Origin of the sequence: Streptomyces acidiscabies (assembly GCF_020010905.1) — a bacterium.
In the GTDB taxonomy this organism is placed as follows: domain Bacteria; phylum Actinomycetota; class Actinomycetes; order Streptomycetales; family Streptomycetaceae; genus Streptomyces; species Streptomyces acidiscabies.
Window position 1 is genome coordinate 299,065 of sequence record NZ_JAGJBY010000002.1, and the last position, 15,191, is coordinate 314,255.

Below are 15,191 nucleotides of genomic sequence, written 5' to 3' on the forward strand. Positions count from 1 at the left end.
GGCGGCGGAGATCGCAACGGCGCTACCGGGCGGCGACAAGCTCACGGCGCCCCGAGATCCAGCAGCAACGCCATGACCCCCACGAGCGTGGCCCCACTGACGATCTCCCGCCGCCGGATCATCCCGGCGAGAGAGGAGAGCGGCACCCACTCCACCCGGTCGGACTCGTTGCGCTCGGTAGGAGCCCCGACCCACCGCGCATCGTCCGTACGGAACACATGATGCCGCGTGTCACTGACACCGGCGGCGGGCTCCGAGTAGATCAACTCCCGTACGCTGCCCGGCCGCCACCCCGTCTCCTCCTCCAGCTCCCGCGCACCCGCGCGTGCGGGCGTCTCCCCGTCCTCGACGAGCCCCATCGGCAGCTCCCACCCCCACGCGTCCGTGAGGAACCGGTGCCGCCACATCATCAGCACGCGCGCGTCGTCGACCGCCGCGAGCACGGCGAGGTCGCGCAGCCGCACCGCGTGGTACTCCGTACGGGTGCCGTCGGGCCGTTCGACGTCCAGCGCGCGCAGGCGTACCCACGGCGTGTCGTACAGCGGTCGTTCGCCGTGCACGGTCCAGCGCATGAGACCCCCCGGGGATACGTCGTACGGTCGTCTCATCCTCGGCGAACCCGCCTTGTGGATCAACGGCGTTGTGTACGGCGCCGGATTCCGGCCAGGTATCTGGAACGAGGCTGTGACGTCCCGGTGACGCGAGTGCCGGGGCCGAGCGGCCATACTCGCCAGTAAGCGTGTTATCGGATCGTGACGCGCGGAACGCCGGTTCCCCGGCAGAACCGAGTGAGGAACACATGTCCCGACCCAGCCGAGAGCCCCAGTCCGGGCCCGCCGTGATGGCGCCGGTGCCGATCGACGTCAGGGTCGCGACGGCCGCCGGCCGGGACACCGCGTCCGTCGACGGGGTCCCGCTCACCGCCCCGCAGGGCGAGGAGATCAAGTACGCGGTCCTCGCCCACCTGCGCCGCATCGCCGTGGCCACCGGCCACCCGGTCCTGGCCACGATCCACGACGAACGCAGCGGCTACGCCGTCCCCCTCCAGATCGCCCCGGACGGCTCCAGCACCCTCACGGCAGAACCGACACCGCTCCCGCCGCCGGCCGCGTACGCCGATGAGGCCCCCTCCGCCGCACAGCACCCGGCGCCGACGGACGACGTGTACGCCGACGAGGCTCCCGCACCGGGCACCGTCACCGCACCGACCGGAGTCTTCGGCCCGCCCCCGGAGATGGACCACCTCGAACCCCAGGAGTGGCCCGAAGCCGAGCCGGAGCCCTCGTACGACACTCCCGAACCCCTCGCCCCGCTGCCGTCCCCCCTGCTCGACACCCGCCCCCAGCCCGTCCCCCTCGACGCGCCCCCGTCCCGCCCCACCCGCGCGCCCCTCCTCGACCCGGCGGCCACCGCCCCGGAGCCCTCCCCGAAGCACACGCCCGCGCGCGGGTTCGACGCGGTGGCCGAAGCCGTCCTCGGGGACGACCCCCGGGAGGCCGACGGCGCGGAGCCGGGACCGCTCGCGGGACCGGTGGCCCGGATCAACGAGGCCGTCCGCGCGGGCCGCATCGACACGGCGGCGGGACTGGCGGAACAGACGGTGACCGACGCGTCCGCGGCGCTCGGCGCGGACCACCCCGAGGTGCTGCGCCTGCGGGAACTCGCCGCGTACATCGCGTACTTGGCCGGCGACCCGGTCCGCGCCTTCCACGTCTCCCTCGACGTCGCGCGCGCCCACTGCCACGCGGGCGACGCCGAGGCCGCGTACGGCAACGTGCAGAGCGCCGCGACGGCCTGGCGTGCCGTACGGGAACCCGTCCAGGGCCTGAACCTCGGCAGCGAGCTCCTCGGCCTGTGGACCACCCTCGCCACCGAGGGCGGCCCGGCGGCCGAGGACCCCTCGGCCCTGGACTCCGCCAGGTCCCGCATGCTGCGGCTGGCGGAACGGGCGGCGGCCGTACGGTGACGTAGCGTCGCTACACCCTCGTCACGACGCTACGGCCCCGTCCGACGTGTCAGGACGACAGCGTCCACACCGCGTACGCCGCCGCGTCCGAGTTCCGGTCCAGCGCCGTGTCGTTGATGTTGGCGGTCGTGTCGCACGACGAGTGGTAGCAGCGGTCGAACGCCTGCCCCGACGTACCGCCCCACTTGGCGGCCTGGGCGGCGGTCTTGGTGCGCTCGGCGCCGGTGAAGAGCCCGCCGACCGGGATGCCCGCGCTGTCGAAGGGGGCGTGGTCGGAGCGGCCGTCGCCCTCCGTCTCGATCTCCGTGGAGACGCCGATCCCCGCGAAGTAGTCCTTGAAGGTCTTCTCGATCGTGGGGTCGTCGTCGTAGACGAAGTACCCCGGGTTGGGGGAGGCGATCATGTCGAAGTTGAGGTAGCCGCTGATCTTGGCGCGGTTCGTGGCGGAGAGGCTGTTGACGTAGTTCCGGGAGCCGACGATGCCGAGCTCCTCGGCGCCCCACCAGGCGAATCTCAGGTGCTTGGTGGGCTGGTAGTTCGCGCGGGACACGGCGAGGGCGATCTCCAGGATCGCGGAGGAGCCCGAGCCGTTGTCGTTGATGCCGGCGCCGGAGGTCACGCTGTCCAGGTGTGACCCAGACATGACAACCTGATTCGCGTCTCCGCCGGGCCAGTCGGCTATCAGGTTGTAGCCGGTCCTGCCGGAGGACGTGAACTGCTGGACGGTGGTGGTGAATCCGGCCGCGTCCAGCTTGCCCTTCACGTAGTTGACCGAGGCGAGGTAGCCGGCCCGGCCGTGCGCGCGGTTGCCGCCGTTGGCCGTCGCGATCGACTGCAACTGGCTGAGGTGCGCCTTCACGTTGGCCACGGGGATGTCGGGTGCGGCGGCCAGCGTCCCGGTGCCGGATGCCGCACCGGCGGCCGACGACCCGGTGACACCGGTGGCGAACAGGGTGACACCCGCGACGACCGCGGCGGCCGACGCCCGCGCGGAGACAGAGAGCTTCATGGTGGGGGGCTCCGGAATCCAGTCCTGGTGGTGCCCCGTGCGGGGTTTCCGCAGGGGGACCACAGTTGATGAGGTGAGTGGATGGTGAAGCCGAGGTCAACGCGGAGTCAAGAGGGCCTTGAGGAAAGGGAGTTGGGGCGAGAACGGGAGAAACCACCGCAACGCACCTGACCCGCACGCACCCTTACCCGTATCTGACAACCCGCCCCTTTCGCCGCCTCACCCCGTACCCCCTGGGTACTACTCGCCGTCCCCTCGCCGGTCGTACTCCTCGCGCGCCGCCGCCACCTCCCCCTGATGCTCCTCCGTCCACAGCACCAGCGACTGGACGGTCGCGTGCAGCGTCACCCCGAGCGCCGTCAGCTCGTACTCCACCTTCGGCGGCACCACGGGATACACGGTCCGCCGCACCAGTCCGTCCCGCTCCAGCTGCCGCAGCGTCACCGTCAGCATCCGCTGGCTGACCCCGTCGATCTCCCGCCGCAACTGCGTGAACCGGAGCCGCCGGTTGTCGAGCAGGGCGATGACCAGCAGCGACCACTTGTCGGCGATCCGGTCGAGGATCTGCCGCACCTCGCAGTCCTCCCGCACGTCCCACTGGAACGGATCGGCGTCGCAGGGCTCGATGGTTCCCGCGGGGTAACCGGGTGACTCCGAAGTGCCTTCTTCCATGCCCGCTGATGCTGCCGCAGGCTGAGGACGGTTACAAGAGGGAACCGTCCCTCGCCGAAGGGCTGACCCACCCCTGACTCTCGGGTCCTACCCCGCTACCTCTGGAGTACCCCCATGCCTGCCCGAACCCGCCCGTTACTCCTGCTCGTCCTCTGCGGGACGATCTTCCTGGAGGGTGCGGACATCGCGATGATGGCGATCGCCGTCCCCGCCATCCGCGCCGACCTCGCCCTCCCCACGGACACCGCCGCGTGGGTGATGAGCGCGTACGTCCTCGGGTACGCCGGCTTCACGCTGCTCGGCGGCCGAGCGGCGGATCTCCTGGGCCGCAGACGCATGTTCCTGGTCTGGCTGACGGTCTTCCTCGCCTTCTCCGGCCTCGGCGGCTTTGCCCAGGACGGCTGGACCCTGATCGCCGCGAGGTTCGTGACGGGAGTCGCCGCCGCGTTCATGACCCCGGCCGCGCTGTCGCTGATCACGACGTCGTACGAGGAGGGCCCGGCCCGCGACAAGGCGCTCATGATCTTCGCGGGTACGGCGGCGGGCGGCTTCTCGCTCGGCATGGTGACCGGCGGCCTCCTCACCGGACTCGGCTGGCGCTGGGTCTTCTTCGCCCCGGTCCTGTTCGCGGCGGTCCTCCTCGCGGGCGCGGTGAGACTGATCCCGGCGACACCTGCGCCGCCGCGCAGTACCCGAGAGCTGGACCTCCCCGGCGCCCTCCTCGCCGCCGCGACGATGCTGACGGCCGCCTACACCGTCGTACGCCTGGAGTACGGCACCGAGAACTGGCGGGTGACAGTGGCGTCCGGGTTGACGGCGATCGTCCTGGGGTTCGTGTTCGTGACGGTCGAGCGCCGGACCAGGCACCCCCTCGTACGCCTCGGCATCCTCCGGGAGGGGGAGGTCCTGCGGTCCGGGCTCGGTGCGCTGCTGTTCGTGGGCGCCTTCTTCGGCTTCCAGTTCGTCGTCACCCTGTACCTCCAGGAGCTGCGCGGCTGGTCGTCGCTCCAGACCGCGCTGGCCCTGGTGGTGATGGGCTGCGACGCGATCCTCGCCCCGACGCTCACACCGCGGCTGGTCGCCCGGTTCGGCAACGCCCGCGTGATCACCGGCGGCTTCGTGTGCGCGACAGCGGCGTACGGGACGTTCCTCCCTCTCGGGAGGGACTGGTCGTACGCCGCGATGCTCCCCGCCCTGTTCCTCGCCGGGCTCGCGTTCGCCCTGGCCTACGGCCCCCTGACGATCGCCGCGACCGACGGCGTCCACCCCCGCGAACAGGGCCTCGCCAGTGGCCTCCTGCACACCTCGACCCAGTTCGGCTCGGCGCTCGGCATCTCCGCGGTGACCGCGGTCTACGGCTTGGCGGCGGGCGGCATCGGCTCGGCGTCCCCCTCGGGTACTACCCCTGCGGAGCCAGGAGCGCTCACCCCCGAAGCCACGCTCTCCGCCTTCCGCGCGGCGCTCACCGTCCCCGTCGCGATGGCCGCGCTCGGCGCGCTGATCTCGCTCCTCGCCCTGCGCGCCGTACGCCACGCGTCCCCCGTGAGGAGGGCGAGCGCCAGCCACACCAGCCCGAAGCCCGCCCACCGCTCGGGCGGCATCTCCTCACCGAAGTAGACGACCCCGAGCAGGAACTGGAACACCGGCGCGAGGTACTGGAGCAGCCCCAGCGTGGACAGCGGAACCCGGATCGCCGCCGCACCGAAGCAGACGAGGGGTACGGCGGTGACGATGCCGGTCGACGCGAGCAGCGCGGCGTGCCCGGTGCCCTCGCTCGCGAACGTCGACCCGCCGTGCGCGCTCAGCCACGCCAGATACCCGAGCGCGGGCAGGAACTGCACGGCGGTCTCGGCGGCCAGCGACTCGACCCCGCCGAGGTTGACCTTCTTCTTGACCAGCCCGTACGTCGCGAAGGAGAACGCGAGGACCAGCGAGATCCACGGCAGCCGCCCGTACCCGACGGTCAGGACGACGACGGCGGCGAACCCGACGCCCACCGCCACCCACTGCACGGGCCGCATCCGCTCCTTCAGCAGCAGGACGCCCATCGCGATGGTGACCAGCGGGTTGATGAAGTACCCGAGGGACGCCTCCACGACGTGCCCGGCGTTGACCGACCAGATGTACACGCCCCAGTTGACGGTGATCACCGACGCGGCGACCACGACCAGCGCGAGCCGCTTCGGCTGCCGGAGCAGCTCCTTCGCCCACGCCCAGCGCCGTACGACGAGCAGCGCGCCGGCGACCACGGCGAGCGACCACACCATCCGGTGGGCCAGGATCTCCACCGACCCGGCGGGTTTCAGCAGCGGCCAGTACAGCGGGACGAGCCCCCACATCCCGTAGGCGGCGACCCCGTTCACCATCCCTATTCGCTGCTCGCCCTTGGACATCCCGCCCACGACACCTCCCGCTCACCCCACCGGCCCGCACCGTACGGACGCGGGACGAAGGTAGCGGGGGAGGGGCGGGGATGTCATGCGCGTATCGGGATACGGTCATGACGGCGCTTCGGGTACTACCCGGGTACGACCACGGGGTGCACGAGCGACGCCCATCCGCGTCCCCCGTACACCCCGTCATACCCGCGAGGTCGTACCTCCGAGGGCCTCTCCACCCCGGCGGTCAGCCCCGCGCTCAGCCCTTCAGCGCCACCGTGATCGCCTCGGCGAGCGGCGTCGCCGGGCGCCCGATCAGCCGGGACAGGTCGCCCGACGTGATCTCCAGCTCGCCCTTCTCGATGGACGCGTCGACCCCGGCGAGGATCTGGGCGACCGGCTCGGGCAGCCCGGCCCCGACGAGGATGCCGGCGAGGACGTCGGTGGTGACCGCGTTGTAGACGATCTCCTTGCCGGTCTGCGCGCTCAGCTCGGCGGCGTACTCGGCGAAGCCCCACGCGACGTCGCTGCCCAGCTCGTACGTCTGGTTCTCGTGCCCCTCACCGGTCAGCACGGCGACGGCCGCAGCCGCGTAGTCCGCGCGGGAGGCGGAGGAGACGCGCCCCTCGCCGGCCGCCGCGACGACCGCGCTGTGCTCCAGGACGGGGGCCAGGTTCTCGGTGTAGTTCTCGTGGTACCAGCCGTTGCGCAGCAGCGCGTACGTCACCCCGGAGGCGAGCAGCGCCTTCTCGGTGGCCCGGTGGTCGTCCCCGAGCGCGGCCGTCAGGGAGCCCGGCGCGCTGGTGTACGCCAGCAGAGCCACGCCGGCCGCCTTCGCGGCGTCGATGACGACCTGGTGCTGGCCGGGCCGGTCGTTGCCGACCTCGCTGCCCGAGATCAGCAGGACCTTGTCCCCGGCGGCGAGGACGCCGTCGAAGGTCGCGGGGGCGTTGTAGTCGGCGACGGCGAGCTTGACGCCGCGCGCCGCGAGGTCCGCGGCCTTGGCCTCGTCGCGTACGACGGCCGTGATCTGCTCCGCGGGAACCTTCTCCAGCAACTGCTCCACGACGTGGCGGCCGAGGTGTCCGGTGGCTCCGGTGACGACGATGCTCATGGGTTCACAACTCCTTGTGGGGTGCTCTGCGCACTAACCCTAGGAGCTGCGCTAACCAAAGGAAAGTACCCACTTTGAAGTAAGCTACCGGCATGTCGGTAACCAAGGAGACCAGCGCCCCGCGCTTCACGGACCTCGTGCGGACCCACCAGGAACTCGACAGCGCGATGTGCCCCCAGCGCCTGGTGCTGGAGCACGTCACGAGCCGCTGGGGCGTCCTCGTCCTGCTCAACCTCCTGGACCGCCCGTACCGCTTCAGCGAACTGCGCCGCGCGATCGGCAGGGTCAGCGAGAAGATGCTCACCCAGACCCTCCAGACCCTGGAGCGCGACGGCATGGTCCACCGCGAGGCCCACGCGGTCATCCCGCCCCGCGTCGACTACTCCCTCACCCCCCTCGGCCGCGAGGCCGCCGAACGCGTCCGCGAGGTCGCCGAGTGGACCCAGGCCCGCCTGGACCGGGTCATGGCGGCCCGCGAGGAGTACGACGCGCGCCGCGAGGAGCGGGCGGCGGGGTGAGTCCCGAAGCCTCGGACCCACCCCGCCGCGGCGGACGTCAGCCCACCACCGTCCACGTGTCCCCGCCCGCCAGCAGCGCCGCGAGGTCACCCTTCCCGCGCTGCTCGACGGCCGTGTCCAGCTGATCGGCCATCAGGCTGTCGTACACGGGCCGTTCCACGGACCGCAGCACCCCGATCGGCGTGTGGTGCAGCGTCTGCGGGTCGGCGAGCCGGGAGAGCGCGAAGGCGGTCGTCGGGGACTCGGCGTGCGCGTCGTGCACGAGGAGATCCGCCTCGTTCTCCGGGGTGACGTCGACGACCTGTAGCTCTCCGGTACGACGGTCCCGTACGACCCCCCGCGTGCCGTCCGCGCCGAAGCGCACCTGCTGCCCGTGTTCGAGCCGGATCACCGCCTCCTGGGCCGCCTCCCGGTCCTTGAACGACTCGAACGCCCCGTCGTTGAAGATGTTGCAGTTCTGGTAGATCTCGATCAGCGCGGTCCCCGGATGCGCGGCGGCCTGCCGCAGCACCTCCGTCAGGTGCTTGCGGTCGGAGTCGATGGTCCGCGCCACGAACGACGCCTCCGCGCCGAGCGCCAGCGACACCGGGTTGAAGGGCGCGTCCAGCGACCCCATCGGCGTCGACTTCGTGATCTTCCCTACCTCCGAGGTAGGGGAGTACTGCCCCTTCGTCAGCCCGTAGATCCGGTTGTTGAACAGCAGGATCTTCAGGTTGACGTTGCGCCGCAGCGCGTGGATGAGGTGGTTGCCGCCGATCGAGAGCGCGTCCCCGTCCCCGGTCACCACCCACACGCTCAGGTCCCGCCGCGACGACGCGAGCCCCGTCGCGATCGCGGGCGCGCGCCCGTGGATGGAGTGCATGCCGTAGGTGTTCATGTAGTACGGGAACCGCGACGAGCAGCCGATCCCCGACACGAAGACGATGTTCTCCTTCGCCAGCCCCAGCTCGGGCATGAAGCCCTGCACGGCCGCCAGGATCGCGTAGTCCCCGCAGCCGGGGCACCAGCGCACCTCCTGGTCCGACTTGAAGTCCTTCATGGCCTGTTTCGCCTCGGCCCTCGGGACCAGTTGGAGCAGCGGATTCGCCTCGGACACCTGCGTCGGCTCAGCCATCGATGGCCTCCTTGAGCGCCGTGGCGAGCTGCTCCGCCTTGAACGGCATGCCGTTGACCTGGTTGTAGGAGTGGGCGTCGACCAGGTACCTCGCCCGGACGAGCAGGGCGAGCTGACCGAGGTTCATCTCGGGGATCACCACCTTGTCGTACCCCTTGAGTACGACACCGAGGTTCTTCGGGAAGGGGTTCAGATGCCGCAGGTGCGCCTGCGCGATGGCCTCCCCGGCCGTCCTGAGCCGGCGCACGGCGGCCGTGATCGGGCCGTACGTCGACCCCCAGCCGAGCACCAGCGTGCGCGCGCCGTCCGGGTCGTCGACCTCGATGTCCGGGACGTCGATCCCGTCGATCTTGGCCTGCCGGGTGCGGACCATGAAGTCGTGGTTGGCGGGGTCGTAGGAGATGTTGCCCGTGCCGTCCTGCTTCTCGATGCCGCCGATGCGGTGCTCAAGACCGGGCGTGCCGGGGACGGCCCACGGGCGCGCGAGGGTGAGCGGGTCGCGCTTGTACGGCCAGAACACCTCCGTGCCGTCCGCGAGCCGGTGGTTGGGCCCCTGCGCGAACCGCACGGCCAGGTCGGGCAGTTCGTCGACCTCGGGGACCCGCCAGGGCTCGGAGCCGTTGGCCAGGTAGCCGTCCGACAGGAGCATCACCGGCGTGCGGTACGTCAGCGCGATACGGGCCGCCTCCAGCGCCGCGTCGAAGCAGTCCGCGGGCGTGCGCGGGGCGACGATCGGCACCGGCGCCTCGCCGTTGCGGCCGAACATCGCCTGGAGCAGGTCGGCCTGCTCGGTCTTGGTCGGCAGGCCGGTGGAGGGCCCGCCGCGCTGGATGTCGACGATCAGCAGCGGCAGTTCGAGCGATACGGCGAGGCCGATCGTCTCACTCTTGAGAGCTACGCCGGGCCCCGACGTCGTCGTCACCGCGAGGGAGCCCCCGAAGGCCGCCCCCAGCGCCGCGCCGATGCCGGCGATCTCGTCCTCCGCCTGGAACGAGCGCACGCCGAAGTTCTTGTGCCGCGACAGCTCGTGCAGGATGTCCGAGGCCGGGGTGATCGGGTACGAGCCGAGGAACAGCGGCAGGTCCGCCTGGCGGGAGGCCGCGATCAACCCGTACGCGAGCGCGAGGTTGCCGGAGATGTTGCGGTAGACGCCCGGCGGGAACGCGGTGGTCGCCGGCGCGATCTCGTAGGAGACCGCGAAGTCCTCCGTCGTCTCGCCGAAGTTCCAGCCCGCGCGGAAGGCCGTCAGGTTCGCCTCGGCGATCTGCGGCTTCTTCGCGAACTTCGCCTTCAGGAACCGCTCCGTGCCCTCCGTGGGCCGGTGGTACATCCATGACAAGAGGCCGAGCGCGAACATGTTCTTGCTGCGCTCGGCCTCTTTGCGGGTGAGGTCGAAATCCTTGAGGGCCTCGACCGTCAACGTCGTCAGTGGCACCGGATGGAGGTGGTAGCCGTCCAGCGAGCCGTCCTCCAGCGGGTTCTCGCCGTATCCCACCTTCTGCATCGCCCGTTTGGTGAATTCATCGGTATTGACGATGATCTCCGCGCCGCGCGGCAGGTCCCCCACGTTCGCCTTCAGCGCCGCCGGGTTCATCGCCACCAGCACATTGGGCGCATCACCCGGCGTCAGGATGTCGTGGTCCGCGAAGTGCAGCTGGAAGCTCGACACCCCGGGCAGCGTCCCTGCGGGAGCCCTGATCTCGGCCGGGAAGTTCGGCAGCGTGGACAGATCGTTCCCGAACGACGCCGTCTCCGAGGTGAACCGGTCACCCGTGAGCTGCATCCCGTCGCCCGAGTCCCCCGCGAACCTGATGATCACCCGGTCGACACGGCGTACGTCCTTCGCCGTCCCGCCCGGTTTGCGCTGCTCTCCCACGACGGCTTCGTCGGCCTGCTCCGCCGGGCTGCTGACCTGACTGGTCACTGAACTGGACCTCCTTCGAGGCGGCTGTCCGGGAGCTGCCTTCCCGAAGGCCCTCCCAGATCAAGCCTACGACTGTGAGGGTCGCCCGCCCTCGGCCATTCGGCCGATCATCGTGCGCGGATCACCGCCGTACGACGGCCGGACGCCCCGGCTTGTCATGATCTACCGCTCGCTCCGTTCCTCGTCGGTCGCCACACACGGTCATTGCCAATGTCAAGCAACTACAGTGCTACCCCGTCACGAGTTCAGGTAGGTCAGAACCGCGAGAACGCGGCGGTGATCCCCGTCACTGGGCGACAGACCGAGCTTCAGGAAGATGTTGCTGACGTGCTTCTCGACGGCCCCGTCGCTGACCACGAGCTGTCTGGCGACCGCCGAGTTGGTCCGTCCTTCAGCCATTAGGCCTAGTACTTCCCGCTCCCGGGGGGTGAGTCCGGCCAGCACGTCCTGTTTGCGGCTACGGCCGAGCAGTTGGGCGACGACCTCGGGATCCAGCGCCGTACCCCCGCGCGCGACGCGTACGACGGCGTCCACGAACTCGCGGACCTCCGCCACCCGGTCCTTCAGCAGGTACCCCACCCCGCGGCTGGAACCGGCCAGCAGTTCGGTGGCGTAACGCTCCTCCACGTACTGTGACAGCACCAGCACCCCGAGCCCCGGATGGGCCTTGCGGAGCTGTACGGCGGCCCGCACCCCTTCATCCGTGTGCGTCGGCGGCATGCGTACGTCCGCCACGACCACGTCCGGCAGCGCCCCTTCGGCGGCCAGTTCCGTGATCGTCTTGACGAGCGCCTCCCCGTCCCCGACCCCGGCGACCACATCGTGCCCCCGGTCGGTGAGCAGTCTGGTCAGCCCCTCCCGCAACAAAACCGAGTCCTCCGCGATGACGACTCGCACTCTGTCCTCCACGACTTCGGCTCCCCCGGTAGCTGTACGGCTGCGTGCGCACCCAGCATCCCAGGCCCGGAGCCGAACGGATCGTCTCTTAGGACGATCGGATCGCCGGGGAGGCGTTTCGATCCCTTCTTCAGGACGACGTTTCGGTCCCCCAGAGACAGCGTTCCGGTCAGGAACGGTCACACCTGACCGTTCCTGACCGGAACAACACCCCCATGGACGACGATCAGATCCGCTCCGACCGCCACGGCAGCTCCGCCGTCACCCGCGTCGGCCCCCCGGCCGGCGAGTCCACCACCAGGATCCCGTCCACCGCGTCCAGCCGTCCCGCGAGCCCGGCGAGACCGGACCCCGCGGAGGTGTCGGCGCCGCCCACCCCGTTGTCGACGACCTGGAGCATCAGCCGATTCTCCACCCGCCACACGTCCACCGACGCCATCGTCGCGCGCGCGTGCTTGCTGATGTTCTGGAGCAGCTCGGAGACGGTGAAGTAGGCGATCCCCTCGATGGCCGGCGCGGGCCGCTCGACGAGGTCCACGTCCACCTGTACCGGAACCGTGCAGCGGGAGGCGATGGAGGAGAGCGCCGCGTCCAGGCCCCGGTCCGTGAGCACCGCCGGGTGGATGCCGCGCGCCAGGTCACGCAGCTCCTGCAATGCCGTCTTCACCTCGCCGTGCGCCTCCGCGACCATCCGCGCGGCTTCCTGCGGGTCCTCGCGGAGCTTCTCCTTCGCCAGGCCCAGATCCATCGCCAGGCTCACCAGGCGGGCCTGGGCGCCGTCGTGCAGGTCCCGCTCGATGCGGCGCAGGTCGGCCGCCGCCGTGTCCACCACGACACCCCGGTCCGACTCCAGCTCCACCACGCGCGAGGCCAGCCGCGAGGGGCCCAGCAGGCCGTGCACCATCAGCCGGTCCACCGTCGTCAGCGCCCGCACGATCCACGGCGTGACCATCGTGAACACCAGGCCGATCAGCGCGGTGACCGTGATCTCGAAGGGGTTGTCCAGGTAGATCCGGTGCCCGTCGTCGCCGTACAGCTGGAGGCCGTCCTGGCCGCCGTACATCGGGAACAGCCAGAACCACAGCGGGTACGTCAGCATCATCCAGCCGATCGACCACACCGTCACCGAGACGGTGAACGTGAAGACCGCCCACGGCAGTTGCAGCAGCGAGTACAGCGCGTGCCGCCACGACGCGCCGTCCCGCAGGACCGCGCCCACCCACCCCATCAGGCTCCGCTTACGGGGCCGCAGCGGCGCCGGGTCACCGATCTCCATGCCGAGCAGACCGCGCGCGCGGGCCCGCTCCAGCGCCCCGAAACCCCGGCCGCCCGCCAGCGCGACGGCCAGCAGGGGCACCCCGAGGAACGACACCATCAGGCCGACGCCCACCGACAGCATCGTCACCGTGTAACTGAAGAACACGATGCTGATCGGCAGGCTCAGCAGGACGTACCCGAACTCCCGCCAGCTGCGCCCCTCGAACGGCGCCCGCAGCGCCGCCGGCAGCCGATGGCGCCGCTCGGGCTCCCCGTACTCCCCGTAGCTCCCGTACCCCACGCCCTGCATGGCCATGGCTCCGTCCCGTTCCGCTCGTCGTGCACCGTCTGCCGTACGACCAGCTTCGCGGGAGGGGGTCGCTGGAGCCATGGAGTCCGTCGGCGTCTCGGGTGGGGGGTTATCCCTACCCAGGCTTTGGAGAGAGCCCGCGTCATACCCGTAGCCCCCACAGTCGTACGACCGTGAGGGCTACGAGCGACCTCATACCTACGAGCTACCTCCGCAGTACCCCCGGAGTACTAGCTCCGCAGAGCTACCCCCGATCCCGCCACGGCAGCTCCGCCGTCACCGTCGTACCGCCCCCCGGCGGCGAGTCCACGACGAACAGACCGTCGACGGCGTCCAGCCGGTCCGCCAGCCCCCGCATCCCCGTCCCCTTGTCGAGGCTCGCGCCCCCCTGCCCGTCGTCGCTGACCTGGATCAGCAGCCGCTCGTCGGACCGCCACACGTCCACCGAAGCGGACCGCGCGCCACTGTGCTTGCTGATGTTCTGGAGCAGCTCGGAGACCGTGAAGTAGGCGATCCCCTCGATGGCCGGCGCGGGCCTGGTCGGCAGGTCGGCGGTGACCTTCACCGGGACCGTGCAGCGGGAGGCGACGGAGGAGAGCGCCGCGTCGAGCCCCCGGTCCGTGAGGACCGCCGGGTGGATGCCCCGCGCCAGGTCACGCAACTCCTGCAAGGCGAGCTTCACTTCACCGTGCGCCTCCGCGACCATCTCCGCCGCCGTGTCCGGGTCTTCGAGCAGCTTCTCCTTGGCCAGCCCGAGCCCCATCGCGAGGTTGACGAGCCGCGCCTGCGCCCCGTCGTGCAGATCCCGCTCGATGCGTCGCAGGTCCGCCGCGGCCGTGTCCACCACGACGCCCCGGTCCGACTCCAACTCCGCGATCCGGCGCTCCAGTTCGTCCGACGGCGACAGCAGCGCCCGCACCATCGCCCGGTCCACGTTCGCGAACGCCCGTGCCAGATAAGGGAGTAGGGGCCACGCCACGAACAGCGAGGTGATGGCGACCGTGAACGTGAAGATGCCCCACGGCAGCCTGATCACGTCGTACAGCACCGTCCGCCAGCCGACCGGGTCCTTCAGCGCCGTCCACAGCACCGGCAGGAACCCGCGCCCCCGGCGCCACGGCACCTTCGACGGCTCCTCCACCCGCACCCCGAGCAGCACCCGCGCCCGCGTCCGCTCGAACCGGCCCATCACCCGCGCGCCCATCAGCCCGAACGCCAGTAACGGCAGCCCGACGACGGTCACCGTCAGCCCCGAGCCGACGGCCAGCATCGTCACGGCGTACGTGAAACCGGTCAGCGCGACCGGCAGGTTGAGCACGAGATGGGTGATCTCCTTCCACGTCACCGCGTCGAGAGCGGGACGCGGGGGAGGGAGGGGCTCGTCGGGAGCCAGGGGTTTCGCGGTCATACAAGTCAGCCTGCCGTGTGCCGGGCGGCGACGCCATGACGTTCCCTACCGGCGGGCCCGGGGGAAAACCCCACCTACCTCGGAAGTGGCGTGACGACCCGCTTACCGTCCCTTTAGCAGGGCCTAGACTCCCGTGAGTACGTGCCGCGGTACGGACAGCGGACAACAGGCAGCTCAGACAGCACTGACAGCTCGGCAGCGAAGGGACGGACGTGCGGGAATCGACCGGCGCCCCGGGGACCGCGCTCGCGGCGGACTACTTCCAGTCGTACTCGGCCGTCGGACTGCTCGCCGTCGTCGGCGTGCTGTTCGTGGCCGTGGCGTTCGGCGCGAGCCGCCTGCTGCGGCCCGTCGTCCCGACGCCGGAGAAACTCATGACGTACGAGTGCGGCGTCGACCCGGTCGGCGAGGGCTGGGCTCATACCCAGGTCCGGTACTACGTCTACGCCTTCCTGTACGTCATCTTCGCCGTCGACTCCATCTTCCTCTTCCCGTGGGCGACGGTCTTCGCCGCCGAGGGCTACGGCGCGACCACACTCGCCGAGATGTTCATCTTCCTGGGGTTCCTGACCGTGGGCCTGCTCTACGCATACAAGAAGGGCGTCCTGGAATGGACGTGACACC

Annotated in this window: 13 protein-coding genes and 1 pseudogene; 4 read left to right on the plus strand and 10 right to left on the minus strand. The window is 70.6% G+C overall.

Annotation, left to right across the window (positions count from 1 at the left end; translation table 11 throughout):
* Window positions 1–41 precede the first annotated feature (41 nt).
* Complete coding sequence (locus J8M50_RS28290; RefSeq protein ID WP_010354339.1) at window positions 42–572, minus strand: NUDIX hydrolase; 531 nt, start codon at window positions 570–572, stop codon at window positions 42–44.
* A gap of 227 nt (window positions 573–799) precedes the next feature.
* Between J8M50_RS28290 and J8M50_RS28295 the strand changes: the two genes are divergently transcribed.
* Window positions 800–1,966: a hypothetical protein gene (locus J8M50_RS28295; protein ID WP_029183936.1), complete on the plus strand. Its 1,167-nt coding sequence runs from the start codon at window positions 800–802 to the stop codon at window positions 1,964–1,966.
* Window positions 1,967–2,015: 49 nt separating this feature from the next.
* Here J8M50_RS28295 and J8M50_RS28300 read toward each other — a convergent pair whose 3' ends face one another.
* Both J8M50_RS28300 and J8M50_RS28305 read right to left on the minus strand, forming a co-directional pair.
* The gene (locus J8M50_RS28300; protein WP_010354337.1) at window positions 2,016–2,975 is read right to left on the minus strand and encodes a M28 family metallopeptidase; all 960 of its coding nucleotides are present in this window, start codon (window positions 2,973–2,975) and stop codon (window positions 2,016–2,018) included.
* A gap of 240 nt (window positions 2,976–3,215) precedes the next feature.
* A complete protein-coding gene (locus tag J8M50_RS28305) occupies window positions 3,216–3,647 on the minus strand; it encodes a winged helix-turn-helix transcriptional regulator (protein ID WP_010354336.1) in 432 nt (143 codons plus the stop codon).
* A gap of 192 nt (window positions 3,648–3,839) precedes the next feature.
* Between J8M50_RS28305 and J8M50_RS28310 the strand changes: the two are divergent.
* A pseudogene (locus tag J8M50_RS28310) lies at window positions 3,840–4,919 on the plus strand (MFS transporter); the annotation flags it as partial.
* 80 nt (window positions 4,920–4,999) lie between these two features.
* On the opposite strand, the gene rarD reads toward J8M50_RS28310, so the two are convergent.
* On the minus strand, window positions 5,000–6,040 hold the full coding sequence (gene rarD / locus J8M50_RS28315; RefSeq protein WP_370516819.1) for an EamA family transporter RarD: 1,041 nt from the start codon (window positions 6,038–6,040) through the stop codon (window positions 5,000–5,002).
* Between the two features lie 244 nt (window positions 6,041–6,284).
* On the minus strand, window positions 6,285–7,139 hold the full coding sequence (locus J8M50_RS28320) for an SDR family oxidoreductase (protein ID WP_010354333.1): 855 nt from the start codon (window positions 7,137–7,139) through the stop codon (window positions 6,285–6,287).
* A 92-nt stretch (window positions 7,140–7,231) separates the two neighbouring features.
* Between J8M50_RS28320 and J8M50_RS28325 the strand changes: the two genes are divergently transcribed.
* Window positions 7,232–7,657: a winged helix-turn-helix transcriptional regulator gene (locus J8M50_RS28325; RefSeq protein ID WP_010354332.1), complete on the plus strand. Its 426-nt coding sequence runs from the start codon at window positions 7,232–7,234 to the stop codon at window positions 7,655–7,657.
* 37 nt (window positions 7,658–7,694) lie between these two features.
* Here the strand turns inward: J8M50_RS28325 and J8M50_RS28330 are convergent, their stop codons facing one another.
* The 5 genes from J8M50_RS28330 to J8M50_RS28350 form a co-directional block, all read right to left on the minus strand.
* Window positions 7,695–8,771, minus strand: a complete 1,077-nt coding sequence (locus J8M50_RS28330) for a 2-oxoacid:ferredoxin oxidoreductase subunit beta (protein WP_010354331.1) — start codon at window positions 8,769–8,771, stop codon at window positions 7,695–7,697.
* Window positions 8,764–10,695 (minus strand): 2-oxoacid:acceptor oxidoreductase subunit alpha, encoded by a 1,932-nt coding sequence (locus J8M50_RS28335; RefSeq protein WP_010354330.1) that lies wholly within the window; start codon window positions 10,693–10,695, stop codon window positions 8,764–8,766. The genes J8M50_RS28330 and J8M50_RS28335 overlap by 8 nt, the downstream gene beginning before the upstream one ends.
* A 237-nt stretch (window positions 10,696–10,932) precedes the next feature.
* Complete coding sequence (locus J8M50_RS28340) at window positions 10,933–11,592, minus strand: response regulator transcription factor (RefSeq protein ID WP_010354329.1); 660 nt, start codon at window positions 11,590–11,592, stop codon at window positions 10,933–10,935.
* A gap of 226 nt (window positions 11,593–11,818) precedes the next feature.
* Window positions 11,819–13,165: a sensor histidine kinase gene (locus tag J8M50_RS28345; RefSeq protein ID WP_010354328.1), complete on the minus strand. Its 1,347-nt coding sequence runs from the start codon at window positions 13,163–13,165 to the stop codon at window positions 11,819–11,821.
* A 238-nt stretch (window positions 13,166–13,403) separates the two neighbouring features.
* Complete coding sequence (locus J8M50_RS28350) at window positions 13,404–14,567, minus strand: sensor histidine kinase (protein WP_010354327.1); 1,164 nt, start codon at window positions 14,565–14,567, stop codon at window positions 13,404–13,406.
* A gap of 212 nt (window positions 14,568–14,779) precedes the next feature.
* On the opposite strand from J8M50_RS28350, the gene J8M50_RS28355 reads away from it, so the two are divergent.
* Window positions 14,780–15,187: an NADH-quinone oxidoreductase subunit A gene (locus tag J8M50_RS28355; protein WP_010354326.1), complete on the plus strand. Its 408-nt coding sequence runs from the start codon at window positions 14,780–14,782 to the stop codon at window positions 15,185–15,187.
* The last annotated feature ends 4 nt before the right edge of the window (window positions 15,188–15,191 follow it).